Consider the following 21,390-nt stretch of genomic DNA (forward strand, 5'->3'; position numbering starts at 1 on the left):
CATACCCTGTCGAATGTGACTGTCCGCCGAATCCCCGGCATCACCGCGGCGCGCACGCGACGAACGCCCCGCGCGCATCGTGGGCCCGGTGCCGCGTCGCCACGCAAATTCGCGCGACTGCGATTGCCGAACCACGGCACACCGTCATCGCCTTCCCCCAGCCTCGAACGCGGCCGACGCGGCAACGCTTGCGCATGCACCGCCCCCTTCGACACGCGACGTCGCCGACAGACGTTGCGTCCGATACCGGCCTTGCGGTACCTTTGATGCTCATTCGCGTTCAAGCGCATTCCGACACGATGCATCCGCTCACGTCCGCCCTCGCAAAATCCCGGCCGCAGTTCGACTCGCGGCCGCAGGCGTGCGCACATCCGTCGGTCCTGCCTCCTCCTGTCGCACCGCCGCTCGTCGGCGCCGCGCCGCCCCCTCCGGCGGTGCGCGCCGGCTGACCAGCCGGCTTCCGTTTCGTCTTCCATTCGCCCCCGTTGGCTTCAGTGCGTGCGTCGTGACGCACCGCATGTTGCTGCGCACGCGAATGGAACGTTCCGATCCGTTCGACAGGTGGATTCACATGGTTTCGTTCAAACGCGCGCTTGCCGCGCATGGCGCGACGTCGCTCTTCGTGCTGCTGTGGAGCAGCGGCGCGATCTTCTCTGAACTCGGTCTGCGTCACGCGTCCGCGTTCGTCTTTCTCACCGGACGCTTCGCACTCGCCTCGCTCGTGCTGCTCGCGCTGGCCTTCATGCGCAAACGCTGGCTGCCGCCGCGCGGCGAGCGGCGCATGGCCGCGCTGACCGGCTTGCTGATGATGGGCGGCTATTCGATCTTCTACCTGCTCGCACTCGAGCGCGGGATCGCGCCCGGTGTGCTCGCAACGATCCTCGGCGTCCAGCCGATCCTCACGCTCGCGATCGTCGAGCGACGCTGGCAGCCCGTGCGCGTCGCGGGTCTCGCGCTGTCGCTCGCCGGGCTCGCGCTCGTCGTGTGCCGTGGCGCGGGCGGTGGCGCGGGCGGCCTGTCGGCTGCAGGCATCGCGTGCGCGCTCACCGCACTCGTCGCGCTGACCGCCGGCTCGTTGCTGCAAAAGCGCGTACGCGCGGCGCCCGCCGACGTGCTGCCGCTGCAGAATGCGATCGGCCTCGCGCTGTGTGTCGCGATCCTGCCGTTCCGGCCGGTGTCGTTCGAGATGAACTGGGCATTCGTCGTACCGCTGCTGTGGCTCGGCATCGTGATTTCGGTGATCGCGCAACTGCTGTTCTACCGGTTGATGCAGCGCGGCGATCTCGTCAACGTGACGAGCCTGTTCTATCTCGTGCCCGTCGTCACCACGCTGATGGATGCCGTGTGGCTCGGCAACCGGCCCGAGCCGCTCGCGCTCGCCGGCATGGGCGCGATCATCGCGGGGCTCGCGCTCGTGTTCCGCGCGTCGGCCACCCGCGCGCAACCCGAGCGCGCGTAAGCGGACGGGCCGCCGCGCCTGCGGGTGCGGCGGCCCGCCTCGACACATGCGACCATTTCGCACAAATCGAAAGGAACGGGAAAGATGCGTGCAAGGCGTTCGTCTACCTTGCGGGAAAAACGCGTGTTTCGCGCGGCTTTCCGCTGATTTTTAATGGTTCGGATAGCGAAAAGCGCCGCCGGTTGCCTATACTCGAATTGACCGCCCCGCTCGCAAACGGGTCGGACCAACACTAGAAACACCCGGCATGGGGCCGAATCGAGCGCTGACACGCTGGCTTCGGTCAAGACCTGGAGACACGCATGACGACCTACTTCACGATCGGCGACTTCATCCTGTTGATTCCGATGGCGCTGGCCGGAGCGCTATTTCTCGGCGCGGTACCGTGCGCAACCGAATTCCGTCACAACCTGCTACGCGTGCTCGGCGTCATCCTCGGCGTCGGCGTCGCGGTATTGCTCGTTGAAGGGCTGCCCGCGCTGATCTAGCGCGACTGTCGGCGTATCACGCGCATCGCTGCGGTGCAGCGATGCGATGTGCTGCCCGCAAGCCCGCGATACGGCACGCGATATTGTTTCGCATGCCGTATCGACTCCCGGTCAGATCGCCTGATCGGTGGAGGGTTTTTCCCACAGATTGATGCCGCCTTCGGTCGCGTAACGATCGATCTCCGCGAGTTCCTCCGCCGAGAATTCGAGGTTCTTCAACGCGCCGACGTTTTCGCGTACCTGCTCCGCACGGCTCGCGCCGATCAGCGCGGACGTCACGCGGCCATTGCGCAGCACCCACGCCAACGCCATCTGCGCGAGGCTCTGCCCGCGCCGTTCGGCGATCGCGTTGAGCTTGCGCACGTGCTCGAGGTTGTCCGCGCTCAGGTGATCCTGCTTCAGCGAGCCGCCGCCCGGCTTGTTCACGCGCGCATCGGCCGGCACGCCGTTCAGGTACTTCGACGTCAGCAGCCCCTGCGCGAGCGGCGTGAACGCGATGCTGCCCGCGCCGACGTCGTCGAGCGTGCCGAGCAGATCGCTCTCGATCCAGCGGTTCAGCATGTTGTACGACGGCTGGTGGATCAGCAGCGGCACGCGATACTGCGCGAGCAGCTCGGCCATCTCGCGCGTCTTCGCGGCCGAATACGACGAAATGCCGATATAGAGCGCCTTGCCCTGCTGCACGGCTGCTGCCAGCGCGCCCGCCGTTTCCTCCAGCGGCGTGTGCGCATCGAAGCGGTGCGAATAGAAGATGTCGACGTAGTCGAGCCCCATCCGCTGCAGGCTCTGGTCGAGGCTCGCGAGCACGTACTTGCGCGACCCGCCGCCGCTGCCGTACGGCCCCGGCCACATGTCCCAGCCGGCCTTCGTCGAGATCAGCAGCTCGTCGCGATACGGCCGGAAATCCTCCTTCAGCAGCCGGCCGAAGTTGGTCTCGGCGCTGCCGTACGGCGGCCCGTAGTTGTTCGCGAGATCGAAGTGGTTGATGCCGAGGTCGAACGCGGTGCGCAGGATCTCGCGCTGCGTCGAAATCGGCGTCGAGTCGCCGAAGTTGTGCCACAGGCCAAGCGACAGGGCGGGCAGTTTGAGCCCGGATTTGCCGCAGGTGCGGTATTGCATGCCGGCATAACGTTCGGAAGCTGCTTCGTAGGCCATGAGTCTGTTCCGTCTGGACATCGGGGAAGGGACGCGCTTGCCGCGCGCACGGCGCGGCGACGGCGAAGGAGTCATACGACGACTATGGTAACGAAAGCGGCCCGCGCGCGCACGGCGGGCAAGGCGATGGACGCGACCGCGGTCGTCGCCTACACTGCGGCGTCTCGAATCACCGTTTCAGCGAGGTTGGTATGTCCCGAGTCATCTCGGTTGCACTGCTCGTCGGCGGCGTCGCGCTGCTGTACTTCGGCGGCCAGTCGTTCCATTCGATCAACGACAACGTGTCGCGCTTCTTTACCGGTTCACCCGCGACGAAGACGATCCTGCTGATCGTCGGCGGCGCCGTCGCATCGTTCGTCGGCCTGATCGGCCTCGCGATGCCGGGCGGCAAACGCTGATCGCCTAGCCGCACGATGTACGCACGGCCCGCGTCAACCAACCGGGCCGCGCCAAACGAAACGGGCGGCCAGGCCGCCCGTTGCTTCGTTCGCCGGCGATGCGCCGCATCGCCTTGGCATCGCGGCCTCACCGCGCTGCCCGATTCACGCCTAGAACTGCACTTCCTGCTTCGACGCCGAGCGCGTGCCGGGCACCGGCCGGTTGCTCGCGCCGTGATACGTGTACACGAGTGAGAACTTCACCTGGTCGGAGCGGTTCTGCCCGGCCGAATGCAGCGTGTTGCTGTGGAAGAACACGACGTCGCCCGTCTGCAGCGACGGGCACGTGGCCGCGTCGATCATCTTGCGGTTCTCCGGCAGGTCGCCGCGGAAGAATTTCGCATCGTCGAACGCTTCCGGCCCGAATTCGGCCGTATGCGAACCCGGCACGAGCCACAGTGCGCCGTTCTCGTTCGTTTCCGGCCCCAGCGCGAGCCACACCGACACCATGTCCGGGCGCGCGAACGACCAGTAGCGGAAATCGCGGTGCCAGCCCGTCAGGCTGCCGTACGCGGGATGCTTCGTCATCATGCAGTTGTGATGCGCGCGCGACAGCACGGGTTCTTCGCCGAAATACTCGCGCATCCAAGCGCCGATTTCGGGCGCGATCGCGCGCTCGGCGAACGCCGGATCGCGCGAGTACGCATCGAGCAGCCGCCGCACCGTGTGCCCGCCCGGCGCATGCTTCGACTCGGGCGCGCCCGGGTAGCGCAGGTCGGCCTCGAATTCGATCGGCTCGGCGGCCTCACGCAACTGGCGCTCCGCGATCTGCCTGAGCGTCGCGCACTGCTGCTCGCCGACGAGGCCACGCGCGACGACGAAGCCGCGCTCGCGCAATTCCGCGACTTGCGCGCGGATCGATTCCGACTGCAATGGAGACGACATGGGATGCCAGACGTTTATTGTGTGAATGTGACGATTGTAAATCGGCGCCGGATGCCGCGAACAGCACCATTGTCGTACGCAGGGGCATGCCAATCGCTGATTTGATCCGGCGCAAGGGAACTGTTCGTCGCGGCACCTGCCTCACCGACAGGCGGTATGCGGCACACGCCTTGTGGCACAAGGGTTTATCGCGACTTTTGCCCGTCATGAATCCCCTGTAGCCTGTCGCGGCCTGTCAATTCTGGCGGGCGCGGCGCGCAGCAAGTTTCGGTAAGATCCGTTGCGCCATCCGAGGCCGTTCATACCAGTGCGCTCCCAAGGGCGCCATCCATACAAGCGAAGCATCGTTCACATGCCATTCCGTCTGACTTCCCGTCTCAGCCGCGCTGCGAAGCGCGTCGTGCCGTCCGCTCCTGCCCGCTCGCTGCGCCATCACCGCGCCCGCACGCAGGCGCTGGCCGAGCGCGCGCCCGCACACAGCCGGCTGGACGGTATCCGTGCGTGGTTCCACGCATTTTTCTCGATGATGAGCGCGCAGGCGTTCGCACGCCGTGCCGGCCTGCGCTCGCTGCTGCAGAAGCCGTCGTCGCTGCGCGCGCTCGCGCTGCGCCGTGCGCTTGGGCCCCAGCGCCGCGTCAACCGCCCGCGCCGCCTCGCGGCCAGCAACGGCTGGTTCGGGTTCGGCACACGCTGAACGCGCGCCGGCGGGCACGACCCGCGACGATCGCCGCCGTTACGCCGGCGATCGGAACCCATAAAAAAACCCCGGCAAGCCGGGGTTTTTCTTTGCGGGCGAACGACGCTTACGCGACGCGTGCCGTCGGCTCGACGCCAGCCGCTTCGGCCAGTGCGAGCGCCTTGTCGGTCGCTTCCCACGAGAATTCCGGCTCTTCGCGGCCGAAGTGGCCGTAGGCAGCGGTCTTTTCGTAGATCGGACGCAGCAGGTCGAGCATCTTGATGATGCCCTTCGGACGCAGGTCGAAATGCTCGCGGACGAGCTTCGTGATCACCGCATCCGACACGCGGCCCGTGCCGAACGTGTTGACCATCACCGAGGTCGGCTCGGCGACGCCGATTGCGTACGACACCTGGATCAGCGCGCGCGACGCGAGGCCCGCGGCGACGATGTTCTTCGCGACGTAGCGGCCTGCATACGCAGCCGAACGGTCGACCTTTGACGGATCCTTGCCCGAGAACGCGCCGCCGCCGTGCGGTGCGGCACCGCCGTACGTGTCGACGATGATCTTGCGGCCGGTCAGGCCGCAATCGCCCTGCGGGCCGCCGATCACGAACCGGCCGGTCGGGTTCACGAGGAACTTGATGTCGCCCTTGATCAGGTCGGCCGGCAGCGTCGGCTTGATGATTTCCTCGATCACGGCTTCGCGCAGTGCCGGCAGTTCGATGTCCGGTGCGTGCTGCGTGGACAGCACGACGGTGTCGATCGAATCGGGCTTGCCGTCGACGTAGCGAACCGTCACCTGCGACTTCGCGTCCGGGCGCAGCCATTGCAGGCGGCCGTCGCGGCGCAGGCTGGCCTGGCGCTCGACGAGGCGGTGCGACAGGTAGATCGGCAGCGGCATCAGTTCCGGCGTTTCGTCGCACGCATAGCCGAACATCAGGCCCTGGTCGCCCGCGCCTTGGTCGAGGTTGTCGTCGTGTGCACGATCGACGCCCTGCGCGATGTCCGGCGACTGCTTGTCGTACGCGACGAGCACCGCGCAACCCTTGTAGTCGATGCCGTATTCGGTGTTGTCGTAGCCGATGCGCTTGATGGTGTCGCGCGCGATCTGGATGTAATCGATGTTGGCCGTCGTGGTGATTTCACCGGCCAGAACGACGAGACCCGTGTTGCACAGCGTTTCAGCCGCAACGCGGGAATATTTGTCCTGCTCGAGGATGGCGTCGAGAATCGCGTCCGAGATTTGGTCCGCGACTTTGTCCGGATGGCCTTCGGAGACGGATTCGGACGTGAAGAGATAATCGTTTGCCACTTTTTCAGGCTCCTGTGTGGTTACGGGTGGTTTCACGTAGCCAGCTTCGTTGGGCCTGAAGCGGCGACGCTTTAGCGGATTACCAGGACCGGGCAGCGCGTGTCGCACCAGCCGGCTTCGCCCCGCAAGTTGTCAGTTAACTCGGCGAAGCCCGTATTATAGCGGCTTTCCTGAATTGTCACAGAGCGCCGCCCGTGCTGCATCTTCCGCTGTCTTACCACCCTGTTCTCGACCTGCCGGCCAGCCGGTCCCATGGAGGTTTCGCATGCTAGGTCGTCTAGGCACGAACCTCGCCATCGGCTTGCTGAAACTGCTCGCCCTGTTGCCGTACGGCCTGACCGCACGGTTCGGCGATGGTCTCGGCTGGCTGCTGTACCAGATCCCCAGCCGGCGAAAACGCATCGTACACACCAATCTGAAACTCTGCTTCCCTGACTGGAGCGACGAGCGACGCGAGGAAGTGGCGGGGCAGCATTTCCGCCATGCGATCCGCAGCTACGTCGAGCGCAGCTACCAGTGGTTCGCGTCGGAGCAGGCCTACCGCAAGCTGTTTACGGTCGAAAGCGAAGTTGACCTCACCGATCCGGACATGCCGCCGACCCTGTTGCTCGGGTTCCATTTCGTCGGCATCGAGGCCGGCTCGATGGCGATCAATCTCGCACTCGATCGCACGTGCGGCTCGCTCTATACGCCGATGAAGAGCCCGGAAATCGAAGCCGCGGCCAAAGCCGGCCGCAGCCGCTTCGGCGCGGAACTCGCAAGCCGGGCCGACAGCGCGCGTACCGTGCTGCGCTGGCTGCGCGACCGCAAGCCGGTGATGCTCGGCGCCGACATGGACTACGGGCTGCGCAACTCGACGTTCGTGCCCTTCTTCGGCATACCCGCCTGCACGCTGACGGCTGTCGGCCGGTTCGCCAAGACCGGCCACGCGCAGGTTCTGCCCTTTATCGGCGAAGTGCTGCCGAACTACAAGGGCTACCGGTTGAAGGTCTTCAAGCCGTGGGCCAACTACCCGACCGGCGATGACGATCTCGACGCGCGGCGGATGAACGAATTCCTCGAGGAACAGATCCCGCTGATGCCCGAGCAGTACTACTGGGTCCACAAGCGCTTCAAGACGCGCCCGCCCGGCGAGCCGAGCCTGTACTGACCCTGCCGGAAGACGTTCGCAGGCGCGCCGTCATGCGCGCGCCTGCGCTCGTGCCACCTTCGGCGCGCCCTTCGCGCGCGCCCGCCACAGATCGTGGGCCGACTGTTGCGCGAGCCACAGATCGGCCCGCCCCCCATTTTCCTCGCCGAGCCACGCTTCGAGGCGCAGCGCCATTTCCGGCGAGATGCCTGCATGGCCATGCAGGATCCGCGACAGGGCGGCACGCGTCACCCCCAGCTGCGACGCAGCCTCGGCGACGGTCAGGCCAAGCGCCGGCAGCACGTCGTCGCGCAGCGTTTCGCCCGGATGGGGCGGATTGAAGATGCGGGTCATCGCTTGAATCACCTCGCTGGCGGGTTACAGGGCGTATCGCGAAACAATACGCATCTGCGGGTAGCATCATCAATTGAGCGAGTACGAAAAGGCCCGGAACGCCCGCGCAGGACGCCCCTGTCGGCTGCATGTATCATTTGCGGTTGAGATCTGCACGACGAACGAAGCCGCCCGGCGTGGCCGCCGACCGTTCGCACCGTGCCGACCGCCTTGTTCGCCATGGAATTCCGGACCCAGTGAAACTCTCGTTCACCAAGATGCACGGCGCGGGCAACGACTTCGTCGTGCTCGACGGCTACTCGCGCGCGTTGCCGCCGCTTACCGAAGCGCAGGTACGCGCACTCGCCAACCGCCACTTCGGCATCGGCGCCGACCAGTTGCTGCTCGTCGAGAAACCGACTGTCGACGGTGCGGATTTCAAGTACCGGATCTTCAATTGCGACGGCGGCGAAGTCGAACACTGCGGCAACGGCGCGCGCTGCTTCGTGAAGTTCGTCAGCGACCGCGGCCTGACCGACAAGCGCAGCGTGCGCGTGCAGGTCATGAAGGGTCTGATCACGCTGACGCTGCAGGACAACGGCGAAGTCGTCGTCGACATGGGTGCGCCCGTGTTCGCGCCGGCGCAGGTGCCGTTCGACGCAGCGGGCCTCGACGGCCGCCACGAAGGCCGCGATACGCTGTGGCCGCTCGACGTCGGTGGCGCAACGCGCTGGATCTCGACGGTGTCGATGGGCAATCCGCACGCGGTGCAGGTCGTCGACGATGTCGAGGCGTATCCGGTACTCGAAGAAGGCCCGCTGATCGAACGCCATGCGCGCTTCCCGCAGCGCGTGAACGCCGGCTTCATGCAGATCGTGTCGCGCAACGAAGTGAAGCTGCGCGTGTACGAACGCGGCGCGGGCGAGACGCTCGCGTGCGGCACCGGCGCGTGCGCGGCGGTCGCGGCCGGCATCCGGCGCGGCCTGCTCGATTCGCCCGTGACCGTGCACACGCACGGCGGCACGCTGACGATCGGCTGGGACGGCACGCGCGATGAAGCCGCCGCGCTGATGATGGCCGGCCCTGCCGCGACCGTGTTCGAAGGCGAGATCGACCTGAACGCCTGACCCTGCAACGTCCTTGATAACTGAACGCTCCAGCCACATGAACGATCGCGAAGTCGCCGACTACCTGCTCGCCAATCCCGAATTCTTCGCGCAGCACGCCGAACTGCTCGCGACGATCCGTCTCGCGAACCCGCACGGCAAGGCCGCGATCTCGCTGCAGGAGCGGCAGATGGAGATGCTGCGCGACAAGAACAAGCATCTCGAGCGCCGGCTCGCCGAACTCGTGCGCTACGGCCACGAGAACGACAGCCTGTCCGCGAAGTTCAGCCGCTGGACCGCGCGCGTGATCGCGGAGCGCGATCCGTACGCGCTGCCGCGCACGATCGCCGACGGCATCGCCGACGTGTTCGACGTGCCGCAAACGGCGCTGCGCGTGTGGGACGTCGCCGACACCTACGCGCAAGCCGACTTCGCCCGCCAGGTCGGCGAGGAAGTGCGCCTCTTCACGAACGGGCTGTCGACGCCGTACTGCGGCGCGAACACGGGCTTCGAAGCCGCGCAATGGCTCGCGCCCGCGGTCGCCGCACCGGCCGCGAATGCGGCGGAAGGCGCCGAAGCCGCACCGGCCGGCGACGGCTCGGCCACGTCGGTCGCGCTGCTCGCGCTGCGCACGCCGCTCGCCGGCACCGATGTGCCCGCGTTCGGCCTGCTCGTGCTCGGCTCGCCCGATCCGCGCCGCTTCCACGACGGGATGGCCACCGACTTCCTCGCGCAGATCGCGACGCTCGCGAGCGCCGCGCTCACGCGCCTGCTGCCGCACTGATCCGCCGCCCGCGATGACCGACGACCCGATCGCCGCCTACCTGTCGAACCTGAAACACGTCAGGCAGCTGTCGGAACATACGCTGCGCGCGTACACGCACGAACTCGACGAGCTGAAGAAGCTCGCGGCCGACCGGCCGCTCGACTCGCTGACGGCCGCCGACATGCGCGGCGCGGTCGCGCGCGCGCATGCGGGCGGGCTGTCCGCGCGGTCGATCTCGCACCGGCTGTCCGCGTGGCGCGCGTTCTACCGCTGGCTCGCGCAGCGCATCGAGATGCCCGCGAACCCGGTGGCAGCAGTGCGCGCGCCGAAACGCCCGAAAACCCTGCCGAAGGCACTGTCGGTCGACGACGCGTCCGCGCTGATGGACGCACCGCTCGCCGGTACGACCGAAGGCATTCGCGATCACGCGATCCTCGAGCTGTTCTATTCGTCGGGGCTGCGCCTCGCCGAGCTGATCGGGCTCGACGTCATGTACACGCAGGCCGACGGCTACCGTTCGGCCGGCTGGCTCGATCTCGCCGAAGCCGAAGTCACCGTGCGCGGCAAGGGCAACAAGGAACGCAAGGTGCCGGTCGGCCGCAAGGCGATCGACGCGCTGAACGCATGGCTCGCGGTGCGCGGCGAATTCGTGAAGCACGATCCGCATCCGCTGTTCGTGTCCGTGCGCGGCAACCGGATGTCGCCGGGCGTCGTGCGCGAGCGCGTGAAGCGCGCGGCGCTCACCGCGGGCATCCCCGCCAACGTCCATCCGCACGTGCTGCGCCACTCGTTCGCGACGCACGTGCTGCAGTCCAGCGGCGACCTGCGCGCGGTGCAGGAACTGCTCGGCCACGCGAGCGTGTCCGCAACGCAGGTCTATACGTCGCTCGACTTCCAGCACCTCGCGAAGATTTACGACAGCGCGCATCCGCGCGCGAAGAAGCGCGACTGACGCGCTTCCCGTGTTACCCGCCGCGCCCGGCGACCGATCGCGGTCGGCTTCCGGCGCAGCCCATTTCGATCTCATCATGCAAACCGTCACCCTCAAGCCGTCCAAGGAAAAATCGCTGCTGCGCCGCCATCCGTGGGTCTACGCGAATGCGATCGACCGCGTCGACGGCAAGCCCGCGCCCGGCGCGACCGTGCTCGTGCGTGCGCACGATGGCCGCTTCCTCGCGCGCGGTGCGTACAGCCCGGAATCGCAGATCCGCGTGCGCGTGTGGAGCTTCGACGAGAACGAGCCGATCGACCACGCGTTCTTCAAGCGCCGCGTGCAGCGCGCGGTCGCGCACCGCACGACGATGGTGTCGGGCACGGGCGCGGTACGGCTCGTGTTCGGCGAAGCCGACGGGCTGCCGGGCCTGATCGTCGACTACTACCTCGCGGACACCGCCGAAGCCGGCGCCGCGCCGCGCGGCCAGCTCGTCTGCCAGTTCATGGCCGCGGGCGTCGAAGCGTGGAAGGACGCGATCGTCGCGGCGCTCACCGGCGCGACCGGCTGCCCGAACGTGTACGAGCGCTCGGACGTGTCGATCCGCGACAAGGAAGGGCTCGAACAGACGACCGGCGTGCTGGCCGGCGATGCACCGCCCGCGACGCTGATCTCGAACGAAAACGGCGTGCGCTATCACGTCGACGTGCCGAACGGCCACAAGACGGGCTTCTACGTCGACCAGCGCGACAACCGCGCGCTGGTTGCGCAGTACGCGGCCGACCGCGACGTGCTGAACTGCTTCTGCTACACCGGCGGCTTCTCGCTCGCGGCGCTCAAGGGCGGCGCGAAACGCGTCGTGTCGATCGACTCGTCGGGCGATGCGCTCGCGCTCGCGCAGCAGAACGTCGTGGCCAACGGCTTCGACGCCGAACGCGCGACCTGGCTCGACGCCGACGCGTTCAAGACGCTGCGCCGCCTCGTGGACGAAGGCGAGCGTTTCGACCTGATCGTGCTCGATCCGCCGAAGTTCGCGCCGACCCGCGACAGCGTCGATCGCGCGGCGCGGGCGTACAAGGACATCAACCTGAGCGGTTTCAAGCTGCTGCGTCCGGGCGGCCTGCTGTTCACGTACTCGTGCTCGGGGGCGATCGACATGGACCTGTTCCAGAAGATCGTCGCGGGCGCGGCCGCCGACGCGAAGGTCGACGCGCGCATCCTGAAGCGGCTCGGCGCGGGCGTCGACCACCCGCTGCTCGCCGCGTTCCCGGAAGGCGAATATCTGAAGGGCCTGCTGTTGCAAATCGTCTGATCGCCCCGATCTACGCGCGTAACCGTCCGCCAGCCGCGGCCTTGCGCCCGGCGGATTCCCGCTTTCGCCTGTCGTTCGGACGACGGGCGGGGGCTTGACAGGTATGTTTCAATAAATGGTTGTGCGCCCCGGCTCGCAGCGCGAGGGCGCGACGCACATCCTGGTTTTGACCCCGATTCACGAACCACAGGCGACCGACATGGCCACTCCCGTCACCATCCTTACCGGCTTCCTCGGCAGCGGCAAGACGACGCTGCTCAAGCGCATCCTGAACGAACAGCACGGCATGAAGATCGCCGTGATCGAGAACGAGTTCGGCGAAGAGAACATCGACAACGAAATCCTCGTGCAGGATTCGAACGAGCAGATCATCCAGATGAGCAACGGCTGCATCTGCTGCACGATCCGCGGCGATCTGGCCCGTGCGCTCGGCGATCTCGCCGCGAAGAAGCGCGAAGGCAAGCTCGACTTCGACCGCATCGTGATCGAGACGACCGGCCTCGCGAACCCCGGCCCCGTTGCGCAAACTTTCTTCATCGACAGCGAAATCGCCGACGACTTCCTGCTCGACGCGGTCATCACGCTGGTCGATGCGAAGCACGCGAACGCGCAGCTCGACGAACACGAAGTCGTGCAGCGCCAGGTCGGTTTCGCCGACCGCCTGTTCATCACGAAGTCGGATCTCGTCGACGACCAGACCGTCGCCGGCCTCAAGCACCGCCTGATGCACATGAACCCGAAGGCCGCGATCAAGGTCGTGAACTTCGGTGAAGCCGACATCAAGGAAATCTTCGACCTGCGCGGCTTCAACCTGAACGCGAAGCTCGAGATCGACCCCGACTTCCTCGCCGAAGACGATCACGCGCATCACCACCACGATCACGCCAATTGCGACCACGATCACGGTCAATGCGCGCACGATCACGACCACGGCCACCACCATCACCACCACGCGCACCACGACGACAAGATCAAGTCGTTCGTGTACCGCAACGACCGCCCGTTCGACCCGAACAAGCTGGAAGACTTCCTCGGCGGCATCCTGCAGATCTACGGCGAGCGGATGCTGCGCTACAAGGGCGTGCTGTACATGAAGGGCGTCGACCGCAAGGTCGTGTTCCAGGGCGTGCACCAGATGATGGGCAGCGACCTCGCCGCGAAGTGGCTGCCGGTCGAGAAGAAGACCAACAAGATGGTGTTCATCGGCGTCGATCTGCCGCAAGACCTGATCACCGACGGCCTCGACGCCTGCCTCGCCTGACGCGCGTGGGGCCCGCCGCGCACGGCGTCGCCCGGCCGCCTTTCCCGGCGGCCGAGGCGTCCGCGCGGCGCCCTTTTCGGGCAGGGTTTCGCCGTCATCGCTTTTTCGCGATTTGCGCGTTATATTTTCTAGATATTGGCGCAGCCGACGGGGATCGACCCGATACGGCGCCCGCTTGCGATTCAGTTACAATACGTGCCCGCTGGAGTACGGCAACAAACAGGCCCGGTTCTTGCTGAACCAGTTTTCCGGGCATCGCAACCGCGCCGGATCGCCAATCCGCCTCCCGGCCGCGGCCGATGCGATGTGCCGCGCAGCACACCGGTTCGCAGCGCGCGCAACTCCGCGCCAGGCCTATCCTGGTATTTGAGAACCGGTTTTCCAGAGGCTTTCGGCCCCGCGGCGGCAAATCGCAAATGATTGCAAGCGCGGTTGCGGGTAATCCCAAAGTGCAGGCAATATCTCTCGATTTGCCGCACATTGAAGAAGCAAGCAGATGACGAAGAAACTCTTGACCGAAGCCGAAATCCTGAAGATGAGCGACAAGGATTACATGAATGAGGATCAGCTCGCCTTCTTCAAAAATCGGCTCGAACAGTTGCAGGCGGACATCCTCAAGAATGCAGGCCAGACGACCGAGAACCTGCGCGAGACGGTGATCGTGCCCGATCCCGCCGATCGCGCGACGATCGAGGAAGAGCACGCGCTCGAGCTGCGTACGCGCGATCGCGAACGCAAGCTCCTCAAGAAGGTTCAGCAGTCGCTCGCCCGCATCGATTCCGGCGATTACGGCTGGTGCGAGGAAACCGGCGAGCCGATCGGCATTCCGCGGCTGCTCGCCCGTCCGACCGCCACGCTGTCGCTCGAGGCGCAGGAGCGCCGCGAGTTGCGCCAGAAGCTGTTCGGCGACTGATCGAGCGGCGTTCCGCTCCGACACGCTGCTTCCCGAAAGCGCGCGGCCTGCCGCGCGCTTTTTGTTTTTCCGGCACCGGTTCCCGGCTTGCCGATTTGCCTCCCCGCCTCTTGATATCCCGGCGCCCGCCCTAAAATGAAACGGACGCGCGCCGGGCCGCTCCCCGGCGCACTGCGGATTCACGCGGCGGCGCCTCGCGCCGCCCGACTCTTCCCCGTTTTTCTCAAGGAACGCAGATGGAGCAATTTCACGGCACGACCATCGTTTCGGTCCGGCGCGGCGACAAGGTCGCGCTCGGCGGCGACGGCCAGGTAACCCTCGGCAACATCGTCATGAAGGGTGGCGCGCGGAAAGTGCGACGGATCTACAACAACCAGGTTCTGGTCGGATTCGCGGGCGGCACCGCCGATGCGTTCTCGCTGCTCGACCGCTTCGAGGCGAAGCTCGAGAAGCACCAGGGCAACCTGACCCGTGCGGCCGTCGAGCTCGCGAAGGACTGGCGCACCGACCGGATGCTGCGCCGCCTCGAGGCGATGCTGATCACGGCCGATGCCACCACCACGCTCGTGATCACCGGCAACGGCGACGTGCTCGACCCCGAAGGCGGCATCTGCGCGATCGGCTCGGGCGGCGCCTACGCGCAGGCCGCGGCCCGCGCGCTCGTCGAGAACACCGACCTGTCGCCGCGCGAGATCGTCGAGAAGTCGCTCGGGATCGCCGGCGACATGTGCATCTACACGAACCACAATCGCATCATCGAAACGATCGAGTAAGGACCGCACCATGAGCACCATGACCCCTGCCGAGATCGTCTCGGAACTCGACAAGCACATCATTGGCCAGAACAAGGCGAAGAAGGCCGTCGCGGTCGCGCTGCGCAACCGCTGGCGCCGCCAGCAGGTCGCCGACCCGCTGCGCACGGAAATCACGCCGAAGAACATCCTGATGATCGGGCCGACGGGCGTCGGCAAGACCGAAATCGCACGCCGCCTCGCGAAGCTCGCCGATGCGCCGTTCATCAAGATCGAAGCGACCAAGTTCACCGAAGTCGGCTACGTCGGCCGCGACGTCGACAGCATCGTGCGCGACCTGATCGAGATCTCGGTCAAGCAGACGCGCGAAACCGAGATGCGCAAGGTGCGCAGCAAGGCGACCGACCAGGCGGAAGACCGCATCCTCGACATCCTGCTGCCGCAGCCGCGCGCGGTGGGCTTCGGCGGCAACGCCGAGCACGCGAACGACGACAACAACGCGACGCGCCAGACGTTCCGCAAGCGCCTGCGCGAAGGCCAGCTCGACGACAAGGAAGTCGAGCTCGACCTCGAGCAGCCGTCGGCCGGCATGGACATCATGGCGCCGCCGGGCATGGAAGAGATGACCGAGCAGATCCGCTCGATGTTCTCGAACCTCGGCAGCGGCAAGAAGCAGCGCCGCAAGGTGAAGATCAAGGAAGCGCTGAAGCTGCTGACCGACGAGGAAGCGGCGAAGATGCTGAACGACGAGGAAGTGAAGACGAAGGCCGTGCAGAACGTCGAGCAGAACGGCATCGTGTTCCTCGACGAGATCGACAAGATCACGTCGCGCAACAACGAAGGCAGCGGTGGCGAAGTGTCGCGCCAGGGCGTGCAGCGCGACCTGCTGCCGCTCGTCGAAGGCACGACGATCAACACGAAGTACGGGATGGTGAAGACGGATCACATCCTGTTCATCGCGAGCGGCGCGTTCCACCTCGCGAAGCCGAGCGACCTGATCCCCGAACTGCAGGGCCGCTTCCCGATCCGCGTCGAGCTCGACTCGCTGTCGGTGGAAGACTTCGAAGCGATCCTCGACGCGACCGACGCGAGCCTCGTCAAGCAATACCAGGCGCTGCTCGCGACCGAAGACGTGCAGCTCGAATTCGCCGAAGACGGCATCCGCCGCCTCGCGGAGATCGCATTCTCGGTCAATGAGAAGACCGAGAACATCGGCGCGCGCCGGCTGTACACGGTGATCGAGAAGCTGCTCGAGGAAGTGTCGTTCTCGGCCGGCAACCACGCCGGCGAGCGCGTAACGATCGACGCGAAGTATGTCGACCGTGCACTCGGCGAAGTGTCGCAGGACGAAGACCTGTCGCGCTACGTGCTGTAACGCGCGCGGCGCCGGATGCGAAACGGGCGGCCCCTTCATCGGGGGCCGCCCGTTTTCGCTGGTGCGCCGCTTACTGCCGCACCGGCTTCTTCGCGAGCTTGCGCTGCAGCGTGCGGCGGTGCATGTTCAGCGCACGCGCGGTTGCCGAGATGTTGTTGTTGTTCTCGGCCAGCACGCGCTGGATGTGCTCCCATTCGAGCCGGTCGACCGACAGCACGACCGGGTTCTCGAGCGCCTCGTCGGCCTGCACTTCGGTCGCGTTGGTCTGCAACGCGGCCAGGATCGACTCGACGTTCGCCGGCTTCGCGAGGTAGTTGTCGGCGCCTTCCTTCACGGCCTGCACGGCCGTCGCGATGCTCGCGTAGCCGGTCAGCACCAGGATCCGCGCGTCGGGCTGCAGGTCGCACAGCGGCGCGATCAGGCTCAGGCCCGAATCCTCGCCGAGATGCAGGTCGACGGTGATGAACTGGAACTTGCCGCCCGCGGCCAGCCGGAGCGCGGCCTCCTTGTCATGCGCCTGCTGGACCGCGTAGCCGCGGCGCTCGAGGCCGCGCGCGAGCGTGCCCGCGAACACCTCGTTGTCGTCGATCACCAGGAAATTGTTCTCGCTCATGTGGTTTCTCCGTCTACGTGTTGGTTGAGGCGGCCGGCGCCGCGACGCGCACGACCGGCAGGCGCAGCACGGCCCGCGTGCCGCGCGCGGCAGTGGCCGGGCGGCCGTCCGGCGTGCCGGCCGTTCGTTCGGCCGCACGTTCGCTCGTGCGTGGTCCCGCTACGGCAGCGGCGTGGCCATTTGCCGCACCGCCGGCCCGCCCGTTGCCGCCCGCCGCGCGCGGCGTGACATCGGACAGTTCGATCTCGCCGCCGAGCCGCGCGGCCGCACTGAACGCGAGATACAGGCCAACCCCGTGCCCGCCCTGCGTGCTGTCGACCGGCATTGCGCCGAGCGATTCGCGCAGCGAGGCCGGAATGCCGGGCCCGTCGTCGCATACCTCGAATTCGATCTCGTCGGCCGCGCCGCCATGCGCGACCTTCGCGGCCAGCGTCACGCGCTGCGGGCTCGCACGCGCGGCGTTGTCGAGCAGGATCGTCAGGATCTGGCCGGCCGCGACCGTATCGTCGAGCGCGACGCCCGCCGGACGCGCGCCGAGCAGCTCGAACCGCACATGCGGATGCCGCAGGCGCCAGTGCTCGACGAACGTCTCGAGCCAGTCGTCCACCGGCTGGCGGCTCGCCGGCGCGCTCGCACGGCTGCGCAGGCGCGCGAGCGCCGACGTGCAGAGCGTCATCTGTTCCTCGAGCACCTTCAGGTCGGCCTCGTAGCGCGCCAGCCCCGGATCGGCGCGTGCCGCGTCGCGCAGCTCTTCGGCGAGCATCGCGATCGTCGACAGCGGCGTGCCCATCTCGTGCGCGACGGTGGCGGCCTGCACGCCGAGCGCAACGGCCCGCTCGTCGCGCAGCAGATGCTGCTGCGCCTCGCCGAGCGCCGAATCGCGCTGGCGCAACGCATTCGACATGCGCGCGACGAACCACGCGATCAGCCCGACGCTCACCATGAAGTTCGCCCACATGCCGGTGCGGTAGTAGTCGAACAGGTTCGCCGGATTGTCCATGTTGAGCGGCACCGAATCGAAGCCGAGCGCTGCATAGCACGCGACCGCGAACGCCGCGAGCCAGATCATCAGGTGCCACGGCAGCACGGCCGCCGCGATCGCGAGCGACGGCAGGTACAGCGACACGAAAGGGTTGGTCGTGCCGCCCGACAGGAACAGCAGCGCGGACAGCGCGCCAAGGTCGACCCACAGCTGGCCGAGCAGCTCGAAATTGGTCTCGGGCCGGGCGCGCAGCACGCGCACCCAGGTCAGCGCGTTGAAAACGATTTCGAGCGCGATGACCATCAGCATGGCGGGCAACGGCAGATGCACGCCGAAATAGGTCTGCACGACGCCGATCGTCACGAGCTGGCCGATGATCGCGAGATTGCGAAGCCAGAACAGGTGACTGAGGTTGACGCGCCCGGTGGTGGTGATTCGTTGCATCCGGGCAGTTTACCCGTTTAGCGGGCAGCGCCTCCAGCGGGGCCGGATCGGCGCGCAGGGCCGGTGCCGTCAGCCGGTCGCGCGGGCCATCCGCTGCGCGATCTCGTCGGCGAGGCACTCGGGGCAGCGGCAGCGTGCGCCGGCCGCCGGCTGGGCGCCGCCGGGCAGCACCGGCATCGACGCGCACCAGCAGTCGAACGGCTGCGTATGCGCGCCGCAGTCGAAGCCGCGCCCGCAGTGCGGGCAGCGCGCGCGGCGCGGGGCGGAACGGGCGTCGGCGGCGGTATCGGTCATGGCGCAATCGCGGAAACGGGCGGGAACTCGCCCCACGCGACAAGCATAGCGCGGTGAGCGGAATTTGCACGCCGGCCGCTCGTCCGGCGTCCGCCGCCAACCCGGGCGCATCCCCCCGCCGCTACCGGGCGCGCACCGCCGCCGGAATCGCGCCGCGCCATAGCCGGCGGGCCGCCGCGCGCCGCGCCCACCTCGCGCCGCCGGTGTTCCGGCCCGCCCAAAAACCCGATGCTGCGCTGCGCCACTCCTGTACAATTCGCCGTGTTTCAACCGTTCCCAGCCAGAGCCGCCGCCATGTCCGAGCCCATCGACCTCTCGCAGATTGCCCCCACGCTGAAAGCAGAAATCCTCGCCGAGGCGCTGCCGTACATCCGCCGTTACCACGGCAAGACCGTGGTCATCAAATACGGCGGCAACGCGATGACGGAAGAACGGCTCAAGCAAGGCTTCGCGCGCGACGTGATCCTGCTGAAACTGGTTGGCATCAACCCGGTGATCGTCCACGGCGGCGGCCCGCAGATCGACCAGGCGCTGAAGAAGATCGGCAAGGCCGGCACCTTCATCCAGGGCATGCGCGTCACCGACGAAGAGACGATGGAAGTCGTCGAGTGGGTGCTGGGCGGCGAAGTGCAGCAGGACATCGTCACGCTGATCAACCACTTCGGCGGCCACGCGGTGGGCCTGACGGGCAAGGACGGCGGCCTGATCCACGCACGCAAGCTGCTGATGCCGGACCGCGACAATCCGGGCCAGTACATCGACATCGGCCAGGTCGGCGAAGTCGAGGCGATCAACCCGGCGGTCGTGAAGGCGCTGCAGGACGACGCGTTCATCCCGGTGATCTCGCCGATCGGCTTCGGCGAAGACGGCCTCTCGTACAACATCAACGCAGACCTCGTCGCGGGCAAGCTCGCGACCGTGCTGAACGCCGAGAAGCTGCTGATGATGACCAACATCCCCGGCGTGATGGACAAGGACGGCAACCTGCTGACCGATCTGTCCGCGCGCGAGATCGACGCGCTGTTCGAGGACGGCACGATCTCCGGCGGCATGCTGCCGAAGATCTCGTCGGCGCTCGACGCCGCGAAGAGCGGCGTGAAGTCGGTGCACATCGTCGACGGCCGGATCGAGCATTCGGTGCTGCTGGAAATCCTGACCGAGCAGCCGTTCGGCACGATGATCCGCTCGCATTGAGCGCGCGCCGCAAAACCATCAGTCCCGATCTGCCGGCGCCACTGCGACGCCGGCGCATCTCGCGCAGCCGGCCGCGCGCCGGCTCGCCCGTCTGGCTGTTCGATCTCGACAACACGCTGCACCACGCATCGCACGCGATCTTTCCCGAGATCAACCGTGCGATGACGCAATACATCATCGACACGCTGCAGGTCGAGCGCGCCGAAGCCGACCGCCTGCGCACCGGCTACACCGAGCGCTACGGTGCCGCGCTGCTCGGCCTCACGCGCCACCATCCGATCGACCCGCACGACTTCCTGCGCGCGGTCCACACGTTTTCCGACCTGCCCGCCATGATCCGCGCCGAGCGCGGCCTCGCGCGCATCGTCGCCGCGCTGCCGGGCCGCAAGCTGATCCTGACCAATGCGCCGGAGAACTATGCGCGCGCGGTGCTGCGCGAGCTGCGCATCGAGCGGCTGTTCGAGCGCGTGATCGCGATCGAGCACATGCGCGACCGCCGCACGTGGCGTGCGAAGCCCGATCACACGATGCTGCGCCGGACGCTACGCGCCGCGCATGCACGCCTGTCCGACGCGATCCTCGTCGAAGATACGCGCGGCCACCTGAAGCGCTACAAGCGTCTCGGCATCGGCACGGTATGGATCACCGGCCACTTGCCGGGCCATCTGCCGGTTACCGGGCGTCCCCACTATGTCGACCAGCGCATTCGTTCGCTAAAATCGCTTCGACTGGGCACACGATCGGGGCGACAAAAATGCAGCCGACTTACCCGCAGGACCAAGCCGTAACGGAAAGCCAGGCCACACCCTCCCGCCCGCGCCCGAAGCCGGGCGAGCGCCGCGTCATGATCCTGCAGACGCTCGCGGCGATGCTGGAGGCGCCGAAACCCGAGAAAATCACGACGGCCGCGCTCGCGGCCCGGCTCGCGGTATCGGAAGCCGCGCTGTACCGGCACTTCACCAGCAAGGCGAAAATGTACGAAGGGCTGATCGAGTTCATCGAGCAGGCGCTGTTCGGACTCGTCAACCAGATCGTCGCGAAAGAGCCGAACGGCGTGCTGCAGGCACGCACGATCGCGCTGACGATGCTCAATTTCGCCGCGAAGAACCCCGGGATGACGCGCGTGCTGACCGGCGAGGCGTTGGTCGGCGAGGACGAGCGGCTCACCGAGCGCGTGAATCAGCTGCTCGAGCGCATCGAGGCGACCGTCAAGCAGTGCCTGCGGGTCGCGCGCACGGAGGCGCAGGCACCGCAGGACGGCTCGACGCCGTTCGTACTGCCGGCCGACTACGATCCCGCGGCGCGCGCGAGCCTGCTCGTCAGCTACGTGATCGGCCGGTGGCACCGCTTCGCGAAAGGCGGATTCCAGAAACCGCCCGGCGAGCAGGCCGACGCCCATCTGCGGCTGATCCTGCAGTAAGCGGAGCGTTCGCCGACAGCAAATCCACGCTCGCCGCTCCGGCACGACTGGCGACTGCGCGTCGCCTCTGTTCATGCCGGGCGCCTCTGCGTCGATACTCGACGATTCGCGCCTGCAAACCGGCGGCTGTGCCGCGAAATCCGTGCCCTG

Annotated in this window: 23 protein-coding genes; 16 read left to right on the forward strand and 7 right to left on the reverse strand. The window is 67.0% G+C overall.

Features of this window, described 5'->3' with window-relative positions:
* Positions 1-571: 571 nt before the first annotated feature.
* Positions 572-1,459 carry a DMT family transporter gene (locus tag KEC55_RS16050; protein WP_282506184.1) on the forward strand — a complete coding sequence of 296 codons (888 nt, stop codon included), beginning with the start codon at positions 572-574 and terminating at the stop codon, positions 1,457-1,459.
* Between the two features lie 302 nt (positions 1,460-1,761).
* Complete coding sequence (locus KEC55_RS16055; RefSeq protein WP_011353526.1) at positions 1,762-1,947, forward strand: hypothetical protein; 186 nt, start codon at positions 1,762-1,764, stop codon at positions 1,945-1,947.
* A 111-nt stretch (positions 1,948-2,058) separates the two neighbouring features.
* Here KEC55_RS16055 and mgrA read toward each other — a convergent pair whose 3' ends face one another.
* Complete coding sequence (gene mgrA, locus KEC55_RS16060) at positions 2,059-3,102, reverse strand: L-glyceraldehyde 3-phosphate reductase (RefSeq protein WP_176050784.1); 1,044 nt, start codon at positions 3,100-3,102, stop codon at positions 2,059-2,061.
* A gap of 191 nt (positions 3,103-3,293) precedes the next feature.
* On the opposite strand from mgrA, the gene KEC55_RS16065 reads away from it, so the two are divergent.
* On the forward strand, positions 3,294-3,500 hold the full coding sequence (locus KEC55_RS16065) for a DUF3185 family protein (RefSeq protein ID WP_176050785.1): 207 nt from the start codon (positions 3,294-3,296) through the stop codon (positions 3,498-3,500).
* A gap of 150 nt (positions 3,501-3,650) precedes the next feature.
* On the opposite strand, the gene KEC55_RS16070 is transcribed toward KEC55_RS16065, so the two are convergent.
* Complete coding sequence (locus tag KEC55_RS16070) at positions 3,651-4,424, reverse strand: phytanoyl-CoA dioxygenase family protein (RefSeq protein WP_282506185.1); 774 nt, start codon at positions 4,422-4,424, stop codon at positions 3,651-3,653.
* 352 nt (positions 4,425-4,776) lie between these two features.
* On the opposite strand from KEC55_RS16070, the gene KEC55_RS16075 reads away from it, so the two are divergent.
* Positions 4,777-5,118, forward strand: a complete 342-nt coding sequence (locus KEC55_RS16075; RefSeq protein WP_282506186.1) for a hypothetical protein — start codon at positions 4,777-4,779, stop codon at positions 5,116-5,118.
* 109 nt (positions 5,119-5,227) lie between these two features.
* Here KEC55_RS16075 and metK read toward each other — a convergent pair whose 3' ends face one another.
* Positions 5,228-6,415 (reverse strand): methionine adenosyltransferase, encoded by a 1,188-nt coding sequence (metK, locus tag KEC55_RS16080; protein ID WP_069746751.1) that lies wholly within the window; start codon positions 6,413-6,415, stop codon positions 5,228-5,230.
* Between the two features lie 265 nt (positions 6,416-6,680).
* On the opposite strand from metK, the gene KEC55_RS16085 reads away from it, so the two are divergent.
* Positions 6,681-7,565: a lipid A biosynthesis lauroyl acyltransferase gene (locus KEC55_RS16085; protein WP_282506188.1), complete on the forward strand. Its 885-nt coding sequence runs from the start codon at positions 6,681-6,683 to the stop codon at positions 7,563-7,565.
* 30 nt (positions 7,566-7,595) lie between these two features.
* Here KEC55_RS16085 and KEC55_RS16090 read toward each other — a convergent pair whose 3' ends face one another.
* Complete coding sequence (locus KEC55_RS16090; protein WP_282506189.1) at positions 7,596-7,898, reverse strand: HigA family addiction module antitoxin; 303 nt, start codon at positions 7,896-7,898, stop codon at positions 7,596-7,598.
* A 236-nt stretch (positions 7,899-8,134) separates the two neighbouring features.
* Between KEC55_RS16090 and dapF the strand changes: the two genes are divergently transcribed.
* The 8 genes from dapF to hslU all read left to right on the forward strand — a co-directional run bounded on the left by dapF (position 8,135) and on the right by hslU (position 16,293).
* Complete coding sequence (gene dapF, locus KEC55_RS16095) at positions 8,135-9,004, forward strand: diaminopimelate epimerase (RefSeq protein WP_282506190.1); 870 nt, start codon at positions 8,135-8,137, stop codon at positions 9,002-9,004.
* A gap of 37 nt (positions 9,005-9,041) precedes the next feature.
* Complete coding sequence (locus tag KEC55_RS16100; protein WP_282506191.1) at positions 9,042-9,767, forward strand: DUF484 family protein; 726 nt, start codon at positions 9,042-9,044, stop codon at positions 9,765-9,767.
* A 13-nt stretch (positions 9,768-9,780) separates the two neighbouring features.
* A complete protein-coding gene (gene xerC / locus KEC55_RS16105; RefSeq protein WP_282506192.1) occupies positions 9,781-10,701 on the forward strand; it encodes a tyrosine recombinase XerC in 921 nt (306 codons plus the stop codon).
* A 76-nt stretch (positions 10,702-10,777) separates the two neighbouring features.
* Entirely contained in the window at positions 10,778-11,992 is a 1,215-nt protein-coding gene (locus KEC55_RS16110; protein ID WP_282506193.1) for a class I SAM-dependent rRNA methyltransferase, read from the forward strand.
* 199 nt (positions 11,993-12,191) lie between these two features.
* Positions 12,192-13,253, forward strand: coding sequence for a CobW family GTP-binding protein (locus KEC55_RS16115; protein WP_282506194.1), 1,062 nt, complete (start codon positions 12,192-12,194; stop codon positions 13,251-13,253).
* Positions 13,254-13,749: 496 nt separating this feature from the next.
* Positions 13,750-14,166: an RNA polymerase-binding protein DksA gene (gene dksA / locus KEC55_RS16120; RefSeq protein WP_006477498.1), complete on the forward strand. Its 417-nt coding sequence runs from the start codon at positions 13,750-13,752 to the stop codon at positions 14,164-14,166.
* 236 nt (positions 14,167-14,402) lie between these two features.
* The gene (gene hslV / locus KEC55_RS16125; RefSeq protein ID WP_006483683.1) at positions 14,403-14,939 is read left to right on the forward strand and encodes an ATP-dependent protease subunit HslV; all 537 of its coding nucleotides are present in this window, start codon (positions 14,403-14,405) and stop codon (positions 14,937-14,939) included.
* Between the two features lie 10 nt (positions 14,940-14,949).
* The gene (gene hslU, locus KEC55_RS16130) at positions 14,950-16,293 is read left to right on the forward strand and encodes an ATP-dependent protease ATPase subunit HslU (protein ID WP_282506195.1); all 1,344 of its coding nucleotides are present in this window, start codon (positions 14,950-14,952) and stop codon (positions 16,291-16,293) included.
* A 70-nt stretch (positions 16,294-16,363) separates the two neighbouring features.
* On the opposite strand, the gene KEC55_RS16135 is transcribed toward hslU, so the two are convergent.
* From KEC55_RS16135 to KEC55_RS16145, 3 genes are all read right to left on the reverse strand, one after another.
* Positions 16,364-16,906, reverse strand: a complete 543-nt coding sequence (locus tag KEC55_RS16135; protein WP_021156278.1) for a response regulator transcription factor — start codon at positions 16,904-16,906, stop codon at positions 16,364-16,366.
* A 13-nt stretch (positions 16,907-16,919) separates the two neighbouring features.
* A complete protein-coding gene (locus KEC55_RS16140) occupies positions 16,920-18,332 on the reverse strand; it encodes an ATP-binding protein (protein ID WP_282506196.1) in 1,413 nt (470 codons plus the stop codon).
* Positions 18,333-18,401: 69 nt separating this feature from the next.
* Positions 18,402-18,626, reverse strand: a complete 225-nt coding sequence (locus tag KEC55_RS16145) for a cysteine-rich CWC family protein (RefSeq protein ID WP_176050796.1) — start codon at positions 18,624-18,626, stop codon at positions 18,402-18,404.
* Between the two features lie 294 nt (positions 18,627-18,920).
* Between KEC55_RS16145 and argB the strand changes: the two genes are divergently transcribed.
* From argB to slmA, 3 genes are read left to right on the forward strand one after another with little or no spacing between them, the layout of a single operon-like run.
* The gene (gene argB, locus KEC55_RS16150; protein ID WP_006754950.1) at positions 18,921-19,820 is read left to right on the forward strand and encodes an acetylglutamate kinase; all 900 of its coding nucleotides are present in this window, start codon (positions 18,921-18,923) and stop codon (positions 19,818-19,820) included.
* Positions 19,817-20,608: a pyrimidine 5'-nucleotidase gene (locus tag KEC55_RS16155; protein WP_282506197.1), complete on the forward strand. Its 792-nt coding sequence runs from the start codon at positions 19,817-19,819 to the stop codon at positions 20,606-20,608. The genes argB and KEC55_RS16155 overlap by 4 nt, the downstream gene beginning before the upstream one ends.
* Complete coding sequence (gene slmA / locus KEC55_RS16160; RefSeq protein WP_282506198.1) at positions 20,575-21,240, forward strand: nucleoid occlusion factor SlmA; 666 nt, start codon at positions 20,575-20,577, stop codon at positions 21,238-21,240. The genes KEC55_RS16155 and slmA overlap by 34 nt, the downstream gene beginning before the upstream one ends.
* Positions 21,241-21,390: the final 150 nt, after the last annotated feature.

This window comes from Burkholderia cepacia, assembly GCF_029962485.1.
In the GTDB taxonomy this organism is placed as follows: domain Bacteria; phylum Pseudomonadota; class Gammaproteobacteria; order Burkholderiales; family Burkholderiaceae; genus Burkholderia.